Origin of the sequence: Prevotella sp. HUN102 (assembly GCF_000688375.1) — a bacterium.
Classification (GTDB): domain Bacteria; phylum Bacteroidota; class Bacteroidia; order Bacteroidales; family Bacteroidaceae; genus Prevotella.
Genome location: NZ_JIAF01000004.1, coordinates 298266 through 316090 on the forward strand (window position 1 = coordinate 298266; position 17825 = coordinate 316090).

The 17825-nt window shown below is 45.4% G+C and carries 15 protein-coding genes; 7 read left to right on the forward strand and 8 right to left on the reverse strand.

Annotated elements, in window-relative coordinates; translation table 11 throughout:
* Positions 1-530: 530 nt before the first annotated feature.
* The 3 genes from P150_RS0106020 to P150_RS0106030 are packed head-to-tail and all read right to left on the reverse strand — an operon-like array spanning position 531 to position 5213.
* A complete protein-coding gene (locus P150_RS0106020; protein WP_051617574.1) occupies positions 531-1556 on the reverse strand; it encodes a S41 family peptidase in 1026 nt (341 codons plus the stop codon).
* Positions 1556-2464 (reverse strand): DUF3316 domain-containing protein, encoded by a 909-nt coding sequence (locus tag P150_RS0106025; RefSeq protein WP_081819288.1) that lies wholly within the window; start codon positions 2462-2464, stop codon positions 1556-1558. Before P150_RS0106025 ends, P150_RS0106020 begins: the two co-directional genes overlap by 1 nt.
* A complete protein-coding gene (locus P150_RS0106030) occupies positions 2457-5213 on the reverse strand; it encodes a DNA gyrase/topoisomerase IV subunit A (RefSeq protein WP_051617575.1) in 2757 nt (918 codons plus the stop codon). The genes P150_RS0106025 and P150_RS0106030 overlap by 8 nt, the downstream gene beginning before the upstream one ends.
* 958 nt (positions 5214-6171) lie before the next feature.
* Here P150_RS0106030 and P150_RS0106040 point away from each other — a divergent pair.
* The gene (locus P150_RS0106040; protein ID WP_028896906.1) at positions 6172-6390 is read left to right on the forward strand and encodes a DUF6140 family protein; all 219 of its coding nucleotides are present in this window, start codon (positions 6172-6174) and stop codon (positions 6388-6390) included.
* A gap of 84 nt (positions 6391-6474) precedes the next feature.
* Here the strand turns inward: P150_RS0106040 and P150_RS17970 are convergent, their stop codons facing one another.
* The 3 genes from P150_RS17970 to P150_RS17980 are packed head-to-tail and all read right to left on the reverse strand — an operon-like array spanning position 6475 to position 7638.
* Positions 6475-6762, reverse strand: coding sequence for a hypothetical protein (locus P150_RS17970; RefSeq protein WP_231477625.1), 288 nt, complete (start codon positions 6760-6762; stop codon positions 6475-6477).
* Entirely contained in the window at positions 6698-6937 is a 240-nt protein-coding gene (locus P150_RS17975; protein WP_231477580.1) for a hypothetical protein, read from the reverse strand. The genes P150_RS17970 and P150_RS17975 overlap by 65 nt, the downstream gene beginning before the upstream one ends.
* Positions 6937-7638, reverse strand: a complete 702-nt coding sequence (locus tag P150_RS17980; protein WP_231477581.1) for an IS4 family transposase — start codon at positions 7636-7638, stop codon at positions 6937-6939. Before P150_RS17980 ends, P150_RS17975 begins: the two co-directional genes overlap by 1 nt.
* 313 nt (positions 7639-7951) lie before the next feature.
* Here P150_RS17980 and P150_RS0106050 point away from each other — a divergent pair, with 313 nt between their 5' ends.
* Together P150_RS0106050 and P150_RS0106055 are read left to right on the forward strand one after the other, a co-directional pair.
* Positions 7952-8917 carry a hypothetical protein gene (locus tag P150_RS0106050; RefSeq protein ID WP_028896907.1) on the forward strand — a complete coding sequence of 322 codons (966 nt, stop codon included), beginning with the start codon at positions 7952-7954 and terminating at the stop codon, positions 8915-8917.
* Positions 8918-9216: 299 nt separating this feature from the next.
* Complete coding sequence (locus P150_RS0106055; protein WP_028896908.1) at positions 9217-9639, forward strand: HU family DNA-binding protein; 423 nt, start codon at positions 9217-9219, stop codon at positions 9637-9639.
* A 235-nt stretch (positions 9640-9874) separates the two neighbouring features.
* Here P150_RS0106055 and P150_RS0106060 read toward each other — a convergent pair whose 3' ends face one another.
* Positions 9875-10888 carry an aspartate-semialdehyde dehydrogenase gene (locus P150_RS0106060; protein ID WP_028896909.1) on the reverse strand — a complete coding sequence of 338 codons (1014 nt, stop codon included), beginning with the start codon at positions 10886-10888 and terminating at the stop codon, positions 9875-9877.
* A gap of 544 nt (positions 10889-11432) precedes the next feature.
* Between P150_RS0106060 and P150_RS0106075 the strand changes: the two genes are divergently transcribed.
* From P150_RS0106075 to P150_RS0106090, 4 genes are all read left to right on the forward strand, one after another.
* Positions 11433-13553 (forward strand): cation:proton antiporter, encoded by a 2121-nt coding sequence (locus P150_RS0106075; protein ID WP_028896911.1) that lies wholly within the window; start codon positions 11433-11435, stop codon positions 13551-13553.
* Between the two features lie 3 nt (positions 13554-13556).
* A complete protein-coding gene (locus P150_RS0106080) occupies positions 13557-14231 on the forward strand; it encodes an ABC transporter ATP-binding protein (protein ID WP_028896912.1) in 675 nt (224 codons plus the stop codon).
* A gap of 35 nt (positions 14232-14266) precedes the next feature.
* On the forward strand, positions 14267-15124 hold the full coding sequence (locus P150_RS0106085) for a S1 RNA-binding domain-containing protein (RefSeq protein ID WP_028896913.1): 858 nt from the start codon (positions 14267-14269) through the stop codon (positions 15122-15124).
* Positions 15125-15304: 180 nt separating this feature from the next.
* Positions 15305-16078, forward strand: a complete 774-nt coding sequence (locus tag P150_RS0106090) for a ThiF family adenylyltransferase (protein ID WP_028896914.1) — start codon at positions 15305-15307, stop codon at positions 16076-16078.
* 54 nt (positions 16079-16132) lie between these two features.
* Here P150_RS0106090 and P150_RS0106095 read toward each other — a convergent pair whose 3' ends face one another.
* On the reverse strand, positions 16133-17071 hold the full coding sequence (locus P150_RS0106095; protein WP_028896915.1) for an IS30 family transposase: 939 nt from the start codon (positions 17069-17071) through the stop codon (positions 16133-16135).
* Between the last annotated feature and the right edge of the window lie 754 nt (positions 17072-17825).

The window sequence follows — 17825 nt, forward strand, 5'->3', positions numbered from 1 at the left end:
ATTTTATATTCTTGCAAATTATATGCAGAAATATTTTGGGATAAGTGAAAAGTTTAATCAAAAATGCGGTTATTTTAAATAAATAGATTGTTTTTGCGTTATATAGTTACGAATAATACTATTTTGAGGATAATGGATTTTAGATGATTTCAAATTGAAAATGTTTGTATTCTATAAAATAATATTTTTGCTTTTATTAAATGATGTCTCTGTCTTTTTTGTTGTGTGGTATTCTATTATTACTCTTGTCTGTAATAGGGCAGGTCGCTTTTCCATCCGTATAAACATACGTATATGCAATTTATTTTCTTATTTTGTAAATAATTGATATTCAGTATTTTATAAATTAACTTTGTTTGTGCGAAGATTACACGGCAATCTTCGCACAAATGGATTGCATTTATCGCACAAACGGAAGCCGTTTTTCGCACGATTGAAAAGCAATGGTGCATATACCGTTTTCTTGAATAAGAATACATAGGATTATGGGTAAGCCGAAAAGGGAACAAGAGGACAGAGGACAAAGATATTTATTGGTTTATCAACGTGCGTGCAAACTCTATAATAGTGTCTTTGCCACGTAGGAAATCTGTATCGGTAAGGTCGATTTTATGGTCTGGTTCGATGCCGAACTCCGTCAGCACCTTGTTTCTGTCGTACATAGGGCACGCCGAGAAACGGATGCTCCAACCATTGGGAAGCTCGCTTGAGAAGGGCAGGCCGGAACCACCACCGGTACGGTCGCCGACTGTCTTGACATTGGGGCAGCACTTCATATATTTCACAAATTCATTGGCTGCCGAATAGACGCTCCTGTTCGTGAGAACCACGACCGGTTTCTGCCAACGCACACCCTTTCCCGGCTTCAATATCTGTTCTTTCATAGCCGAAAAGTCGTTGTGCCCTTTGCCGTTCTTGTGCTGCATATAGCCAACGAGCAGATTTTCGTTCGTGAACCGGGCGGCAAGCTCCTCGGCATTGTTCAGCGAGCCACCGCCATTGTTCCTTATATCTATGATGATAGCCTTGCAGGGTTGGAAATAGAGGAGAATGTCGTCGAGGTTTCCCGCGCCTATTCCGTTCTGGAAACTGGCGCAGCGCAGATAACCGATGTTGTCGTCGAAGATGGTATAGCCCATACCGCTCGCAATGAGATAATCCGTTTTCAGGTATTTGCGTTCCAAAGAGTCGGAAAAGTTCTGCTTGTAGTTGTCCTTCCACGCCCAATAGCGCGCCGTATTAAAAGAGGTATAGAGATTCACGTGCCCGTCTTTCAGTTCAGAAAGCATCTTTGCCATTACTTCAAACTGCTGACTTTCGGTCATCGAGCCGTTGAACTGCTTGGCATAGCGTTCGCGTACCTCATTCCAGTCCACATCTTTCTGCTCGAAAAAGCAATAGTGTTCGTCGAGAATCTCCCAGAGAGCCTCGAAATTGCCCTGTGGATTGTCGGCGTATTCGTCGTTGGTTACGCAGGAACCGAGGTTGAATACGGCCAATAGTGCTGCTACTGCCGTCAGAATATGATTTATTCCGTGCTTGATTTTACTGCCCATTATGGAAGAATCTTAGTGATAGAAAACTTTCTTACGATGCCCACAACGAAGAGATTGCTCCAAGTATGGTATTTCAGACCGTTCACTTTTGCCTGTTGGAAGTCGCCGAGATAGCCCAAGCGCACGGTTGTGTGCCTGATCCTGAAGTCGAAGGTAAGCATCTGGCGGAGTGATGGCGCAGAGCCGATGGTTGTCGGTACTATGTTGTGGTCGTAGTCTCCTTTTGAGAAAATCTCGTAATAGCTTTGTCCGAAGTTTGGCGCATACATTAACCCCACGAGAGGGAGCTGCATTTCGTATCTGATTTGGAAAGGACGGTTCCACAGTCTGAACCGATAGGCAGCCGTTGCATTGGGTGCGAGGTTCAGGTTCACGTAAGCCTGCGCCGGATTGTTGCCGTTTCGGGTGTTGTAAAGGAAGCCGATGTTTGCATCCGCGCCACCACCGGCTTTCAGCATCAGTCTTCCGTTGCCCAGTTGCCATTCTCCCAGTTCGTACTGCACGTTGTACTGGAAGTTGTAAAGTCCCCCGATCTCTCTGTTGTTCTCTGCACGGTTGCGCGTGAGCGAGAGATGCGCCTGATGTATCAGTTCGCGGGAAATCTTAGAGCCGTTCTCGCGCACCGAGTGCGAGACGTATCGAAGTTCGCTGCCCCTGTATTCGCCGGGGGAAAGGTAGGTGTCGAGCTGATTGATGCTTCCGATGCCCACCATCTGCGCATTCGTTATCACTTTTCCGGTTCGCAGAGTGTCCTGTGCATAGGCTTGCTGGACAAGGACTGACAGAAAAGCACAAGAGAACAGGCAGGCAAAGATTTTCGTCCGCTTGTTCTCTTTTCTTCTTTCCGGCGTATCAACTCTTTTCTTTGTCCACTCGCCGGCCGTTGAATTTGTCCACCGTCTATTCATCAGGGAAGAGATTTAGTTGTCCGGTCATTTCGTCTATTACCTGCTGTTGACTCTTTCCCGCATCCGGGTCGAGGTTTTCCCCTCCCGTTTCAGGATTGTCGGCAGTTCCCTCCTCGTCGTCGTCCTCTGCATTTTCAGGTTCAGGGAAACGGATTGGTTCGAGTTCTTCAATCCTGTCCACCTTCCAAGTGGTGAGACGTTTGCCTTTAGCCTTGAATCCTTTCACGCCGACAAACTGCTCAGCGTCTATTTCTTCCGAGCCACGTGCAGCGTCGTCGCCTCCATAGGTTACTTCTATTCGTGGATAAACTTGATCGGTAAGTATCACGAGCTTTGAGTTGGCATTGTCGCCCATCACGTTCTGATGCCGCTTCGAGTTCTCCATCTGGAAACGTTTCAGGTATGGATAGCCCTGATTGTCGGCATCGTAGACCACGGCTGTCCAAACCTTGTCGGCATCGTACTTCTCAATTCGCCATATATTGTCCTCGTAGTGGTTGGAGGGGTCGAAGTTTGAGGTGTAGTATTCGCCGTTGTCGAGGATGATGAGGATGCTGTCCTTGTCGTTGAACTCGCCCAACAGACGGCCTTGTTCCTCATAATTGATGCGATTCACGTCCGGATCAAACCAAACCTTGCGGCCACCGAGCGTAGAACGGCCGTGGCTCTTCAGGGATATGCGATGAATAGGCTCCTTCGTGAGGATATTGCCTTTGGAACTTCGTCCCTTGATGAGCACTTGCGAGAAGTTGCGCTCCATAAATATGTTCTGCCGCTTCTTCTCCGGGGCTACTTCGAGCGTAATCTTGATGATTTCGGCCTCTCCGTTAGGATTGGCTGTGAAGTAAACGATGCGCGAACCCGGCTTACCCTGCGTAACGTCGTAGTCCCTGTCGCGTGTCAGGGTGGTGATGTTGAATCGCTTGATGAAGTAATGCCCGTCCTTTCCGTCGCGGTAGACGGTGTTGTAGATGGTGCGCTTGTCGTTTTTCTTGAACACTTGCAAGTGAAGGATGTTCTTGCCCACGAACACCTTGTCGGCAATCTTCGTAACCTTGTATTTTCCGTCCTTGTAGAAGATAATCACATCGTCGAGATCCGAACAGTTCTGCACGAACTCAGCCTTCTTGAGTCCCGTTCCGATGAAGCCGCCCTGACGGTCGATGTAGAGTTTTTCATTGGCATCCACCACCTTTGCAGCGATGATGGTGTCGAAACTCTTTATCTCCGTTCTGCGTGGGAAGTCCTTTCCGTATTTCTCCTTCAGGTGCGTGAACCATTCTATCGTTACGCGAACCATCTGGCTGAGGTCTTTTTCTATCTCGGCAATCTCTGCCTTGATTTTCTGAATCAGTTCGTCGGCCTTGTCCTTATTAAACTTCAGGATACGCTGCATCTTTATTTCCAGCAGACGGATAATGTCCTGACGCGTAACTTCGCGGATAAACGTGGGCTTGTGAGGCTCAAGTTTGGAATCAACGAACTCAACAACCTCGTCCATATTCTTTGAAGTCTCGAATTTCTTTTCCTTATAGATGCGTTCCTCTATGAAGATTCGTTCAAGGGAATTGTAGAAAAGCTGTTCCTCCAGCTCTCCCTTGCGAATCTCCAACTCTTTCCGGAGCAGTGCTTTCGTGTGTTCTGCCGAATGGCGGAGCACATCGGAAACAGTGAGGAACTGCGGCTTCTGGTCGGCAATCACACAACAGTTTGGCGAAATGTTGATTTCGCAGTCCGTGAACGCATAGAGTGCGTCCATCGTCTTGTCGCTCGATGTTCCCGGAGTGAGATGCAGGAGGATTTCAACCTCCGATGCCGTCATATCCTCCACTTTTCTGATTTTCAGTTTCCCTTTCTCAACGGCTCTCGTTATAGATTCCTGTAAGGTGCTTGCAGTTTTTGAGAATGGGATTTCGCGAATGACGAGCGTCTTGCTGTCTACTTTCTCCACCTTGGCACGCACCTTCACCGTGCCGCCGCGCTGCCCGTCGTTGTATTTTGAAATATCTATGCTGCCGCCCGTAGGAAAATCGGGATACAACTGGAACTCCTCGCCCTTGAGATATTTGATGGCTGCCTCGCAAATCTCGTTCATATTGTGGGGCAGAATCTTCGACGACAATCCTACGGCAATGCCTTCGCCTCCCTGAGCAAGCAGCAGCGGGAACTTTACGGGCAGCGTAACCGGTTCCTTGTTTCTGCCATCGTATGACAACTGCCATTCGGTGGTCTTGGGGTTGAAGACCGTTTCAAGTGCAAACTTCGACAGTCGCGACTCAATATAGCGCGGTGCGGCGGCACGGTCGCCTGTGAGGATATTGCCCCAGTTTCCCTGCGTGTCTATCAGCAGGTCCTTCTGCCCCATCTGCACGAGCGCGTCGGCTATGGAAGCATCGCCGTGAGGATGGAACTGCATCGTATGCCCCACGATGTTCGCCACTTTGTTGTAGCGTCCGTCGTCCATTCTTTTCATAGAATGGAGAATGCGCCGCTGCACGGGCTTCAGTCCGTCCTCGATATGCGGCACGGCACGTTCGAGAATCACGTAGCTGGCATAGTCTAAAAACCAGTTCTTATACATTCCCGAAAGATGTCGCACTGCCGAGGCGTCGAATCTGTCGGCAGGTTTGTAGTCGGAATGTGCTTCTGAATCCGTTTCTTCCTCGTCGGCTATCACGTTTTCAGCATATTCGTTGATGTCGTCCAACTTTTCTTCTTCGTTAGGGTCTTTTATTTTGTCGTCGTCCATAGGTTGATCGGAGTCTTTATTTTAAGCGTCAAAGTTACGAAAAAAACTGCGAATTGCCAAAAAATAGCCTGTGTTCGTCGCAATTATTCCTTGTTTCGTCCGTTGTCTGCCTATTCCCCGTGAAGGTTTTGCCCTTGTTCTGTACTCGTATCCACAGAGTTTGAGTGTTGAGAAAAATATTTACATGTGGCTTGTTTCCGAATAAAAACTCTATGTTTGGTAAACGGTTGATTTACAAGTGTTTGCAATATATCGTCATTTGCATTGCAATCTTCGCACAAACGCAGCACGTTTATAAAATACTGAATTTCAATTATTTACAAAACAAACAAAGAACTCGCATATACGCATATTTATACGAACCTATACCTGAAGTTTTTCGTCTGTCAATCTACAATCTGTTTCCGTATCAACCCAATTTCAAACTCCTTCTCACTCCACCACTCTTCACTTTTCGTATTATATTACTAAAAGTGGTATAAAATTCTGCATCCACAAAATTACATTCAAAAAAATAAGTTGCAATTCTCCTTTTTTTGTTTTCTTTGCAAGACAGAATTGATGAAGATTGTCTTTAAGCAGACAACTCCTTTCGCAAACAACAGAACATAACCAATGTTTCAAAAAAATATGATAAAATATTTTGATATGTGCCCAATATATCTTAATTTTGCAAATATGAGCAGATGGATATTCTTCCGTCTGTTCCGTATGAGCAAAACTTGCAAACGAGGTTATCGACCTGGTTAAATCTGGAAAATTTCAACAGGGGTGTCCATAATCGAGTTTAGGCAGGTTCTGTGCTCCCATTCTTATATGAGAGTATGGCCTGTTTTTACTTCATTCAGACCCTATGATTATTTCCAAAACCTTACCGGATGAATAGAGCTAAAGTGGGCTATGTTCCCTTTTCCTTTTATTCGTACCTCAGAATCTTATAAACTTTAAATCCATTATTATGGCATTATTGAAAATCACCGTGAAAATGACAAAGCACTCTGCCGGAATGGTAATAGAACCCGGTATGAGTGTTCAGCTTGCAACAATGCTGCCCAATCCTATTACCAATCAGCAGGAAAGCGAAAAGGTAAACACCCTTTTCAAAAACAACTATGGTGTTGATTTGAAGAAGATGGGAGCATTGAATCCTGCATATTTGAAAGTGGAAAAAATATAAAATAAAATACTATGTCTACGTCTATCAGTTTATACGAGTTGCTTAATAATGTTATTCACTAGTGTCCACTAAAAATGGACGAGTTTAAAAATTAAATAAATTAGGTTTACCTGAACCACTTCGGTCTTTGTCATTTTTGAATATAGTTTTGTCGAAGAGATCTCTGAGATTTGTTGTGTCTGTAAGTGACATGCTGAGGATTTGCAGCACCTCATAAGTGCTTCTATCCAATCGCATATCATATTGCACAATGGCAACGAGGCAGTAGGCACAGATGGCGGAGTAAATCTGTATTCTGACAGCATTCTCAGTTGTTCCCCAAAATTTCTTGATTTTGAGGTGCTGCTTGAGCCACTTGAAGAAAAGCTCTATCTGCCAACGATTCTTGTAGAGGTCCGGAAACCTGCAGTGCGGTCAGTTCCATTGCGTTAGTCAGGAACATGAACTCACGGCCTTGCTCCTCATCGAAGAATCGTACAAGCCTAAGATGTTCTGGATAGCCTTTCTGACTGCCATAGATGGTCAGCTCTATCTCAGCATCTGTCATTATTCCCCGGGCAGCCTGCGTCTCCACTTGATGCACTTGTACTGCAAATTGGTCTTGGCCCTGACAACGAAGAACGACTCTGCACGATGTATGCGATAGAGCTCATTGAAGTTGTTGTAGCCAGGGTCAAAGATGTGGTAAGCACCAGTCTCAATGGGGATTTCCCCCATCGCCTTGGAGCCATGCACTGATGCTGTGGTGATATGAAAGAAGGCGGGAATCTGAGTCTCCAGGTCATATAGGGTATGTATCTTGATACCGCCCTTATGCTTGCGGAACTTGGCACACCAAAACACATTCAGGCATAGCGAGATGGTCGTGGAATCGAAAGCATAGACATTACCGTCAAGTTTGAAGATATTCGCAGCCCGTTTGCGCCTGGCCTTACTCACAAGGTAGTAGGCATACTGCTCGAAGATGCGACAGGCACGATTTGTATTGGCTTTAGCCAGATTACTTCTGGTCACGTGCTTGCCAAGTCCGAGATGATAGCACTTCTGGTAATGTGCCTCTATGGCGACAATCAAGTCTCGCATGCTCTCACGATTGCTCAACTGGCCAAACATGAGTGTAAGGAGCTGGTTCCAACATGTGAAGTGCTTCACATAGCGGTTACCGCCATACTTATCAACGATGTGACGAAACTTGTCTGAATCCATAAAAGCGACCAATTGGGAGAAAACGTATTGGGGCTTATTCATATGCAGTCATCTGTTTGGACTGCAAAGATACAAAATCAAATCGTCGCACCTTGAAAATCTCTGTAACTAACTATATTTCAAATATTTCAAAGAACGCTTAGCGATTTTTAGTGGACGGCAATGAGATAAATTAAAAGATGATTGGGATAATTATACTACATACACAGAATATAAAGATAGAAAGTATATCCTGATAGTTCCTGACAGGAAGATAGGTGGCTGCTTTGATACTGATATCAAAGTGTTTAGAAATTCCAATATACCTTCCTGCATCAAGTTCTATGATGGCTTGCCTTTAACAAACGAATTGTATATGGGACACCCTTTCAATCCGGAGGTTTACGTTCCATTTGAACAGGCGGAAGAATTTCTTTTCCTTGATAAAGTGCAGGAGTTCTGTTATATACTGCAATGTTTAGGTGCAGAAGAAATAACCATAACCTCTGTGAAGGGTAAAAAGGTGGAAGAAATGAATTCTTCTCAGGACTCTCTTAATATAGAGGGGAAAGCTTGGTTTGTTAAGGGAGAATTTGAGAAAAAAGACTCTTCTGTAAAAAACTTTAATTCAACCTCTGCCGATCAGTACGAAGTAAGGTATATGTATGACCCTATGGATTTGCCTTTTGTCCCCAATGATATCGTATGGTATCAGAATCAACCCAAATGGCAACGTTTAGCACAGAGCCGTATACAGGGAAACACTTTAGAGTATAGTGAAAGTTTATCTACTAAAGACAGCCGTTTTACGTCAAGTTCTGAGAAAAATGAAATCAGAGGAAAACTCAAAGTATTGAAGATGAAAATATCGGGTTCTAAAGAATCTGATATTGAGAAGCAATTAAAAGAAGAAACAGAAACAGAATGGCGAATTAGCGTAAAATTCCGATCAAAGAAATATTTGGTTTCAGATTCAAATATTTCTTTACCCACGACAGCACTGAAAGCCGTTTCTTCATTGACAGACAATGAGCAGAAATTATTGAATGAGATAAAATCTTGCTTGGAGGATGATGGCATTATTGATTCTAATGAAGAAAAGTATTTAGAGAAGTTCCGTGAACGTTTAGGTATTTCTTCTGAGCGTGCTAAAGAATTGAGAAACTCAGTGGAAAAGTCTGTTTTGTCGTCCGACGAAGAGGAGTATGCGCTTGCTTATATAGAGTTATTGGAAAATGGGCGTTTGCCTCAATCATCTGAAAAAATAGTTATGCGTTATAGGAAATTGTATAATATTAGCGACGAGCGAGCAAAGTTTATAGAAAGATTTGCTCTGGAATAAGTCCCGAAATTTATAATTGTGTAAGCTCCATTTTTGTTCTTTATTTTTAGCAAATACGGAGATAATAAAAATATGGAGCTTGCACATTTTTTATATAGACCTTTACCTGATGTCTTATACCTTTGAGTTCGGGATAACCCCGAACTCATATATTTATATATTATTTTCTCCAAACCTTTAAAAAGGAAAAGAATATGTATGATTTAAATTAAATCGCAAAAGTAAATAATCTATATAATGCTTTTTATATTTCATATAAATACGTATATTTGCAGAAGAAATATAAAAACTTCAATTATATGGCAATCAGTATCAGACTGCAACAGAGTAAATTCAAGGAAGAGAATCGTGGTGGGAAGTGGCACGCACGAGTAGTGAGCAGTGGGGTTACGACAACGGAAGACCTCGCGGCATCCATTCAGGAGAATACCACCTTCACACGTGGCGAGGTTACGGGCATCATTATGGCACTTGTAGACGAAATCAGTTACAGCCTGAGCCTCGGCAACACGGTGGTGCTCGATGGGTTGGGGCGTTTCCACCTCACGGTTGAGAGCGACCCGGTGGAAAATCGCAAGGATTTCGACATCAAGAAAAACGTGAAAGGCGTGAAGTGCAAGTTTCTGCCAGCCAGCCGTCGCGACCCTCACACCCGTAAAAGCACACAGGACTTTGCTTCGGGTGTACAGATTGTATGGGCTGATCCGGAAGACGAGGAATAATCTGTCAAGGAGAAAAGGGACGAGAAGACAGGAGAACAAGGAATTTGAATGATAAGGGAAAGAGAGGATAAAAAGACGAGAAAGCAAGGAGATTTCTTAACTTGCTCGCCATTCGGCAATTTTTCAGAACAAAGAAATTTATAGATTAACTATTCTCTTTGTTCACTCCTTCACCATTAAAACTTCTTTCCTTGTTCATTCATCTACTTGTAAACTCGTCCTCTCGCTCACTTCCTTACTTTACATTCCCCACCTTAATGAGATATTCCGCAATCTGAACAGCGTTCAGCGCAGCACCCTTGCGAATCTGGTCGCCGGTGAGCCAAAGTGTGTTGCCGTTATCGTCGGCCAAGTCTTTTCTTACACGGCCAACATAAATGTTGTCGTGTCCGGAACTCTCGAGCGGCATAGGATAAACATAGTTATGCGGATCGTCTACAAGCGTTACGCCCGGAGCTGCTTCGAGTGCCTTGCGGATATCTCCTACAGCCAAAGGCCTCTCTGTTTCAAACCACACGGATTCGGAATGACTGCGGAGCGATGAAACACGCACACAGGTGGCACTTGTACGCACGTCGGAGTGCATAATCTTCTGCGTTTCGTAGAACATCTTCATTTCCTCTTTCGTATAGTCGGTTTCGGTCATCTTGTCGATTTGAGGAATCACGTTGTAAGCCAACTGATGAGGGAACTTTTCGATAGTCTTTACCTCCCCCTCTTCTATCAACTCCTTATACTGCTGCTGCAACTCCTCCATCGCCACAGCACCTGCACCGGACGCACTCTGATAGCTGCTCACGCGAATTTTACGGATATGGCTCAGCTTCTCGATAGGATTGAGCACCACCACCATCATAATAGTCGTGCAGTTTGGATTTGCAATGATGCCGCGCGGACGGTTCAACGCATCCTCCGCATTGATTTCCGGCACCACCAACGGCACATCCTTGTCCATTCGGAACTGGCTGGAATTGTCGATCATCACACAGCCGTACTTAGTTATGGTTTCAGCAAACTCTGCCGAAGTGCCGCCTCCCGCGCTTGTAAATGCTATATCAATGTCTTTGAAATCATCGTTATGCTGAAGTAGTTTAACTTCTAATTCCTTACCCCTGAATACATATTTACTGCCAGCCGAACGGCTTGAACCGAACAGAACAAGTTCGTCCATCGGGAAATTTCTCTCTTCCAGAATGCGGAGGAACTCCTGTCCTACTGCTCCGCTGGCTCCAACTATTGCTACTTTCATAAGTTGTCTTTGCTTTATTAAAAGATTTATGCTGCAAAATTACAAAAAAAAACGATTGGATGAATTAATTTTCCAAAATACTGATAATGGGAATTTGCACCTGCCTCTGTTTTTCATTGGGCTGCAACCCAAAGACGTATAACACGCAAGCTTCACTTGCGATGTAAACACTTGATAATCAATGGACAATTTATCTCTTTCCAATCGTGCGAAGAATGCGGTGCAATCTTCGCAAAAACGCATTGCAATCGTGCGAAGAATGGAATCCAATCTTCGGTCATTTGAAAATGAACGAGGGGAAAGAGAGAACAAGGAGACAAAGAGACGAGGAAACAAGGGACAAGGAAACGGGGGATGAAAGGGACAAGAATGCAAGGAAATTACTTGGCATATTCAGGAAAATAAAAGCGCGGCAATCCTGCATTCTTATGATTCTGAATAAAATTAATTCGGCTGATAGATAAAAAACTGTCGGCTCTCAGCCCACAAGCCACAACTTTTTGCTATCTTTGCATAATCAAAATACGTTCTTTAAGAGATATCAATGTTCAATTTAGCACAATATTTCCCAATTACTGATCCAACGTTGATATTCTTCGTTGTGCTCCTGATGATTCTGCTGTCGCCGATTATTATGGGACGTCTGCGCATTCCACACATCATCGGAATGGTGCTGGCAGGCGTGCTCGTGGGCGAATACGGGCTGAACATCCTGAAGCGCGATGCCTCCTTCGAGCTTTTCGGCAGCGTGGGTCTCTATTACATTATGTTTCTTGCCGGACTGGAAATGGATATGGAGGGACTGAAGAAGAACAAGGTAAGAATATCTATGTTTGGCGTGCTTACGTTTGCCGTGCCGTTCGTGCTTACCTATTTTATGGCTGTCTGTCTGTTGGGGCATTCCTCTATGTCGGCATTGCTGCTGAGCTGCATAATGTCGTCGAACACGCTGATAGCCTATCCTATCGTGGGGCGATACGGGCTGACGCAGCATCCCAGTTCCACGCTCAGCGTTGGGGCAACGATGATTTCGCTGCTGCTCTCCCTGATAGGGATGGCAATGATAGTAAATTCCTTCGGAGGTGGCAGCGGCGGTGCTTTCTGGGTGTGGTTTCTGCTGAAGTTCGCCCTTTACATCTCGGGGCTCATCTGGATGCTGCCCAGAATCACGCGATGGTTTCTCAGACGGTATTCAGACGCCGTGATGCAGTTCATCTTTGTGCTGGCAATGCTGTTCCTTTCGGCTGCCCTCTCCGATGCAATAGGCCTTGAAGGCATTTTCGGGGCATTCTTCTCGGGCTTGATTCTGAACCGTTTCATTCCGAGATTCTCCCCTCTGATGAGTCGGATAGAATTTACGGGCAACGCATTGTTCATCCCGTATTTCCTTATCGGTGTGGGAATGCTCATCAATGTGCGCCTGCTTTTTGAAGGCACGCACATCCTCTGGGTGGTGCTCTGCATTGTCTTTTTCGGTACGTTCGGCAAGGGGATCGCGGCTTACTTGATGGGCTTTCTGCTGCGGCTGCCAAGAGTTATGTCGGATATGATTTTCGGACTCACGAGTGCGCACGCTGCCGGTGCCATTGCAATGGTAATGGTGGGACTGAAACTGGAGGTTGCGCCGGGGCAATACCTCTTCGACGATGTTGTGCTCAACGGTATCGTGATGATGATTCTCTTCACGTGCATCATCTCAACGCTCGTAACCGAAAACGCAGCACAGCGCATACGACTGATGAAGAAGGAAGAGCCGGAAATGGTAAAGACCGACAGCGACGAGAAGATTCTCATACCGGTGAAATATCCCGAATATGCCGACAGCCTTCTCTCATTGGCAATGCTGATGCGCAACAGGAAACTGAAGCGCGAAATAGTAGCACTGAACGTTGTCTACGACGATGTGAACATAGCAGCCAATCAGGAGGAAGGCAGAAGACTGCTGGACCATCTTCAGCAACACGCCAGTGCTGCCGACGTGCCTTTGGAGACTCAAGTGCGAATTGCTGCCAATATTGCCAATGGAATCAAGCACGCCTTCAAGGAGTTTCAGGCATCGGAAATCATTATGGGACTGCACGGCCGTCAGGAACTGACCAAGGGATTCTGGGGAGAATTTACGCAGAGCCTTTACAACGGACTGAGCCGGCAAATCATCATCACGCGCATCACGCAGCCTTTGAACACCATCCGAAGGATTCAGGTGGCAGTTCCTTCGCGCGCAGAATTTGAACCGGGTTTCTACCGTTGGCTGGAACGCCTCTCACGACTGGCAGCCAATCTTGAATGCCGCATTGTTTTCCACGGCAGACAGGACACGCTGCAACTGCTCAACGGCTATGTGCGCAACCGGCATCCCAAAGTAAGGGCGGAATATAAGGAAATGGAGCATTGGAATGAAGTGCCGAAACTTGCCGCGCAGGTAAACGAGGACCATCTTTTCGTATTGATTACTGCACGCAAAGGCACCATTTCGTATAAATCGGCAATGGAACGTCTGCCACAGGAGGTAAACCGATTCTTCAAGGGCAAGACCATTATGATGATATTCCCCGACCAGTACGGCGACCGTATGGACGGAATGACATTCGCACAGTCGCAGCACACCGAGGAACGGAGTGCCTACGAGGTGTTCCTCAGTTGGTTTCACAGTAAATTCAGATAAATTATGATAGATATCAAAGGTATAACAAAGAGCTTCGGATCGCTTCAGGTGCTCAAGGGTATCGACCTGCATATCAATAAAGGCGAAGTTGTCAGCATCGTCGGGCCGTCAGGTGCAGGCAAAACCACATTGCTCCAGATTCTCGGAACATTGGATAAGGCAGACAGCGGTTCGGTAATCGTTGATGGCATTGATACCGGAAAACTCTCAAGAAACAAGCTCAGCGAGTTTCGCAACCGTCATCTCGGTTTCGTTTTTCAGTTCCATCAGCTTCTTCCGGAATTCACGGCGATTGAGAACATTATGATTCCGGCTAACATCGCCGGAATAAAAACGAAGGAGGCAAAAGCCCGGGCTGAAGAATTGCTGGAATTTATGGGACTCAGCGACCGTGCCGACCACAAGCCTAATGAACTGTCGGGCGGCGAGAAACAGCGCGTTGCCGTGGCACGTGCCCTGATCAATAATCCTGCCGTGATTCTTGCCGACGAACCTTCTGGCAGTCTCGATTCCAAGAATAAGGAGGAGTTGCACAAGCTCTTCTTCGAGTTGAGAGACAAGTTCGGTCAGACCTTCGTTATCGTAACACACGATGAAACGCTGGCAACGCTGACAGACAGGACGATACACCTGAAAGACGGACTGATTCAGAACGAACAGAAAGCCGAGAACCAGTAAACCTCTCCACAATAAAATATCTCATTATAACCAATATGTCGAAAATAAAGATAGGTGCCTACAACACCCTAACTGTACTTAAAGTAGCATTGCGCGAAGGCAATGGCGATCCGTTCGGTCTTTACCTTGACGGTGGTCGCGAAGGCGAGATTCTAATGCCGGAAAAATATGTCCCGGAAGGAATTTCCATCGGCGACGAAGTGAATGTATTCGTGTATCTCGATCAGGAAGAACGTCCTATCGCAACAACGGAAAAGCCTTTTGCGCAGGTTGGCGATTTTGCATATCTGGAATGTGCGTGGGTAAACGAATACGGTGCATTCCTCAATTGGGGACTGACCAAAGATCTCTTCTGTCCGTTCCGCGAACAGAAGAAGCGTATGCAGATAGGCGATTCCTACATCGTGCATATCCATCTCGACGAAGAAACCTATCGACTGGTTGCATCGGCAAAGATTGAACATTATTTTGATGAGGACTATCCCCGCTACAAGACCGGTCAGGAAGTGGACTTGCTGATTTGGCAAAAGACCGACCTCGGATTCAAGGTTATCGTGGATAACAAGTATCCCGGGCTTATATATGATGATCAGGTGTTCCACTATATTCACACAGGCGACCGTATGAAAGGCTACATAGCAACCGTGCGCCCTGACGGAAAAATAGACTGTACGCTGCAGCCTGTCGGATACAAGCACGCAGAAGACTTTGCAGAAACGCTGTTGCAGTATCTCAAGGACAACGACGGCGTGTGCGACCTTGGCGACAAGAGCGATGCAGAAGACATCAAACGCCGTTTTCAAGTGTCGAAGAAAGTCTACAAGAAAGCTGTCGGCGACCTCTACAAGCGTCATCTTATCACGATAGAACCATTGGCAATCAAGTTGGTCTGACCGGGAGGTGCAGCACAAAATAAGTAAGAATGTAAATGAATTTACTTCTGAACTCGTAATTTTTAAAAAACTTCTAAACTTAAAAACTGGGCTATTTGTAAACTTGTCTACTTGTTCACTTGTCAGCTCGTCAGCTTGTCTACTTGTTCACTCGTCAGCTTGTCCACTTACCCCTTACCTATGCAAAATCAATTTTCAAGAACCGAACTTTTATTGGGCAGCCCTGCCCTCGAGACATTGAAAAACAGCCACGTAATCGTGTTTGGTGTTGGTGGCGTTGGTGGCTATGTAGTGGAAGTGTTGGCACGAAGTGGCGTGGGCAGCATAGATATTGTGGACGACGACCTTGTTGCACTATCCAATATCAACCGGCAGATTATCGCAACGCACAGTTCACTCAGCAAACCGAAAGTAGACATTGCCGAAGCAAGAATCAAGGACATCAATCCCGATTGCAAAGTACGCAAGTTCCAGACGTTCTATCTTCCCGAAACAGCCTCACAATTCGATTTCTCCACCTACGATTATGTGGTGGACTGCATTGATACCGTGGTGGCTAAAATAGACATCATCACACGTTGCCACAATCTCAACGTCCCTTTTATCAGCAGTATGGGTGCAGCTTTCAAACTGGATGCCACGCAATTCTGCGTAACCGACCTGTTCAAGACCATCAACGACCCTCTTGCAAAGGTGCTGCGAAAGAAACTTCGCAAGACCAATGTGCGCAACGTCAAGGTGGTATATAGTCCGGAAGAGCCACTCACAAGCCTCCATCCCTCTTCCTCTTACGAACAGGATACACAGCCAGCCGAAGAACCGACCGGCATTGCCCACACAAAACGGCTCACTCCCGCTTCGAATGCGTGGGTTCCAGCTACTGCCGGATTGATAGCAGGCGGCGAAGTAATCAAGGATCTTTGCATCAAAGCCAATACAATGCGCATAGAATAATGCCTCAGCTTTAGGAGAAATTGGCGAGTGTAGAGTCAACCAGCAAGTGCAAAATTACAACACATGTTTGAAGAACTCGCACTTTGGTGTGGAAAAGTTTAGTTTTTCCCTTGGTCTTTCATTCAATATCTTCTGTATGGCCATAATCCTCTTGTCCGTATAGTTCTCAAAGGAATCCTTTTTAGGTATATATTGTCTGATTAACTTGTTTGTATTCTCAATGGCTCCCTTTTGCCATGGACAATATGGATCTGCAAAGTACACAGGCACGCCCAACCATTTCGTGATATCCTTATGTGCGGCAAACTCAGGTCCGTTGTCAGTGGTAATGGTCTTCAGTCTGTCCTTGTATGGCAGCAGCAGTCTCCTGACTGCTTTTGCCAGAGGTTTCGACTGCTTCCCAAATGGCAGTTTCTGCATAAGCAACATATTGGTGGATTTCTCCACCAGTGTGAGTATGGCCCTTTGGGCAGGGTCGACGTTCAGGTCCATCTCAAAGTCTCCAAATCTCTTCCCGTCCACTTCCTTGCTTCTCTCATGGATGCTCACCCTGTCCTTGACAGGAAGATGCCCACCCTTGGGGTGATGCCTGTATTTCATCTGATGTCTTGTGTGCCCGGCAAGTTTCCCTGTCGGGTCATTGTGGATGATGTTGTAGATGGACTGATGGGACACCCTTATCCCCTCATTCACACGCAGATACCCTGATATTTGTCTTGGAGACCATTGGTCATTAACGATATATTCCTTGATTCTCCAGACCAATTCGTCGGAGAGTCTGGAGTTGCTCACCGTTCGCCTCCTGCGCTGCATGGCCATGTCGTGCGCCTTCGTCCAGATATACTTTCCCGAGGGCGTGCTGTTGCGTTTGATTTCACGTGAGAGTGTTGCCTGACTGATGCCGACGATGGCGGCAATTTCTTTTCTTGCGGTTTTCTTTTGAAGTAAGGCGAAAATTTGCGACCTTTGCTCCGAGATTAATTGATGATACATTTACAATACAAAGTTAGTTAATCTTGGGGAGACTTCGGTCTCCCTTTTTTAATTTGTATTGCCGGTTGTTGCTTTTTCCTCGCCGAGAGATGCAGACAACCTCTCGCTACGCTTCGAGAACGTCTGCATCTCTCGGCGAGGGCTACTCTTTTTTGCACTTCGATTTGGAATCTTCACGAGAATACAAACTGCTGTATATGTATTCTGACGTATATGTACGTCTTAGAAAGTAATCAACATCTTCCTGAACGCTTCTCAAATGGTTATAAATTCAATTCCAGCAACAGGCAATGAGTCCGTAGCGACAATATCATATGTTTGTCTTTTCTGTCTTTTTATATTTATAACGTGAGTTAGATGAATTTAGGATAAATTAAGCTGTGTGCCTAATGTCTATTACGCCTGAAACTGAAAGAGTCTGTACCTGTCGTTTGTCCACTTACAAGGCAAAGTAGATGGCAATGGAAAAGGAAATAACAGGACTATGCTACTAAAGGGAATAACTCCGTTACGACGACAATCGCAACGGAGTTACGACAAATACACCAACTCCGTTACAGCAAAAGCACTATAACAACTACGATACAAACAGAAAAATCACGTGCTCTTTTCCTTTTTGTTATAATTCTAAGAGTAATCATTAGCGTGAGTGTAGTCTTCAATTCGAAGTGCAGTATGATAATCTATCAAATGCATCTCTTATCAACAATTACAACACTAGTTCAAGGAAGTTCATCCTTCTTTCGTTTCGCAG

Bases quoted from the DNA above. Each gene is read 5' to 3' on its own strand.
- P150_RS0106020 (WP_051617574.1), bottom strand. From the start codon at position 1,556: ATGGGCAGTAAAATCAAGCACGGAATAAATCATATTCTGACGGCAGTA.
- P150_RS0106025 (WP_081819288.1), bottom strand. From the start codon at position 2,464: ATGAATAGACGGTGGACAAATTCAACGGCCGGCGAGTGGACAAAGAAA.
- P150_RS0106030 (WP_051617575.1), bottom strand. From the start codon at position 5,213: ATGGACGACGACAAAATAAAAGACCCTAACGAAGAAGAAAAGTTGGAC.
- P150_RS0106040 (WP_028896906.1), top strand. From the start codon at position 6,172: ATGGCATTATTGAAAATCACCGTGAAAATGACAAAGCACTCTGCCGGA.
- P150_RS17975 (WP_231477580.1), bottom strand. From the start codon at position 6,937: ATGACAGATGCTGAGATAGAGCTGACCATCTATGGCAGTCAGAAAGGC.
- P150_RS17980 (WP_231477581.1), bottom strand. From the start codon at position 7,638: ATGAATAAGCCCCAATACGTTTTCTCCCAATTGGTCGCTTTTATGGAT.
- P150_RS0106050 (WP_028896907.1), top strand. From the start codon at position 7,952: ATGGGACACCCTTTCAATCCGGAGGTTTACGTTCCATTTGAACAGGCG.
- P150_RS0106055 (WP_028896908.1), top strand. From the start codon at position 9,217: ATGGCAATCAGTATCAGACTGCAACAGAGTAAATTCAAGGAAGAGAAT.
- P150_RS0106060 (WP_028896909.1), bottom strand. From the start codon at position 10,888: ATGAAAGTAGCAATAGTTGGAGCCAGCGGAGCAGTAGGACAGGAGTTC.
- P150_RS0106075 (WP_028896911.1), top strand. From the start codon at position 11,433: ATGTTCAATTTAGCACAATATTTCCCAATTACTGATCCAACGTTGATA.
- P150_RS0106080 (WP_028896912.1), top strand. From the start codon at position 13,557: ATGATAGATATCAAAGGTATAACAAAGAGCTTCGGATCGCTTCAGGTG.
- P150_RS0106085 (WP_028896913.1), top strand. From the start codon at position 14,267: ATGTCGAAAATAAAGATAGGTGCCTACAACACCCTAACTGTACTTAAA.
- P150_RS0106090 (WP_028896914.1), top strand. From the start codon at position 15,305: ATGCAAAATCAATTTTCAAGAACCGAACTTTTATTGGGCAGCCCTGCC.
- P150_RS0106095 (WP_028896915.1), bottom strand. From the start codon at position 17,071: ATGTATCATCAATTAATCTCGGAGCAAAGGTCGCAAATTTTCGCCTTA.